The organism is Rhodopseudomonas sp. (genome assembly GCF_048594845.1).
In the GTDB taxonomy this organism is placed as follows: domain Bacteria; phylum Pseudomonadota; class Alphaproteobacteria; order Rhizobiales; family Xanthobacteraceae; genus Rhodopseudomonas.
This window is the reverse complement of the sequence record NZ_JBMDXE010000293.1, coordinates 1-1,741: the sequence shown is the minus strand read 5'-3', so window position 1 is coordinate 1,741 and position 1,741 is coordinate 1. Positions and strand designations below refer to the sequence as shown.

1 protein-coding gene is annotated in these 1,741 nt (G+C 64.4%); it reads right to left on the bottom strand.

The window, feature by feature from the left end; translation table 11 throughout:
- Nucleotides 1-1,741: DNA-directed RNA polymerase subunit beta (rpoB, locus tag ACOJTD_RS18965; protein WP_420134422.1), on the bottom strand; the 1,741-nt coding region annotated here is incomplete at both ends.

The window sequence follows — 1,741 nt, the reverse complement described above, 5'->3', positions numbered from 1 at the left end:
GGCGCGAACCAGCGGCACCGCCTGACGCTGCATGTTCGAGCCCATCAGCGCGCGGTTGGCGTCGTCGTTCTCGAGGAACGGGATCAGCGCCGCGGCGACCGAAACCAGCTGCTTCGGCGACACGTCCATGTAGTCGACCTGATCGGCCGGCAACGGCACGACGTCGCGCGTCCCGCCGGCGCGGCAGACCACCAGATCGTCGGTGAACTTGCCCTTGGCGTCGAGCGACACGTTGGCCTGAGCGACCGCGTAGCGGCCCTCTTCCATCGCCGACAAGTACACGACCTCGTCGGTGACGCGGCCTTCCTTGACCTTGCGATACGGGGTCTCGACGAAGCCGTATTTGTTCACGCGCGCGAAGGTCGCGAGCGAGTTGATCAGGCCGATGTTCGGACCTTCCGGCGTCTCGATCGGGCAGATCCGGCCGTAGTGGGTCGGATGCACGTCGCGGACTTCGAAGCCGGCGCGCTCGCGGGTCAGACCGCCCGGGCCAAGCGCCGACAGGCGGCGCTTGTGGGTGATTTCCGACAGCGGGTTGGTCTGGTCCATGAACTGCGACAGCTGCGACGAGCCGAAGAACTCGCGCACCGCGGCCGCGGCCGGCTTGGCGTTGATCAGGTCCTGCGGCATCACCGTGTCGATATCGACCGACGACATCCGCTCCTTAATCGCACGCTCCATGCGCAGCAGACCGATGCGGTACTGGTTCTCCATCAGCTCACCGACCGAGCGCACACGGCGGTTGCCAAGATGGTCGATGTCGTCGATCTCGCCCTTGCCGTCGCGCAGACCGACCAGGGTCTGGATCACCGCCAGGATGTCTTCCTTGCGCAGCGTGCGATGGGTATCGGGCGCGTCGAGGTCGAGGCGCATGTTCATCTTGACGCGGCCAACCGCGGACAAGTCGTAGCGCTCACTGTCGAAGAACAGCGACTGGAACATGTTCTGCGCGGACTCGAGCGTCGGCGGCTCGCCCGGGCGCATCACCCGGTAGATGTCGAACAGCGCGTCTTCGCGGGTCATGTTCTTGTCGGCCGCAAGCGTGTTGCGGATGTACGGGCCGACATTGACGTGGTCGATATCGAGGAGCGGCAGTTCCTTGTAGCCTTCCTCGTTCAGCGCCTTCAGCGACTTCTCGGTGATCTCCTCGCCGGCTTCGGCGTAGATCTCACCGGTCTTCGGATTGACCAGGTCCTCGGCCAGATAGTTGCCGACGAGCTCTTCGTCCGACAGACGCAGCGCCTTGAGGCCCTTCTCCTGCAGCTGGCGGGCGGCACGCACGGTCAGCTTCTTGCCGGCTTCGAGCACGACCTTGCCGGTGTCGGCGTCGATCAGGTCGTTGACGGTCGAATAGCCGCGGAAGCGCGAGGCGTCGAACGGCACGCGCCAGCCGTCCTTGGTGCGCTTGTAGAGGATCTTCTTGTAGAAAGTGCTGAGGATCTCTTCGCCGTCGAGGCCGAGGGCGAACATCAGCGACGTCACCGGAATCTTGCGGCGACGGTCGATACGCGCGAACACGATGTCCTTGGCGTCGAACTCGATATCGAGCCAGGAACCGCGATACGGGATGACGCGGGCGGCGAACAGCAGCTTGCCCGACGAATGCGTCTTGCCCTTGTCGTGATCGAAGAACACGCCCGGCGAACGGTGCATCTGCGAGACGATGACGCGCTCGGTGCCGTTGACCACGAAGGTGCCGTTCATCGTCATGAGCGGGATGTCGCCCATGTAGACGTCCTGC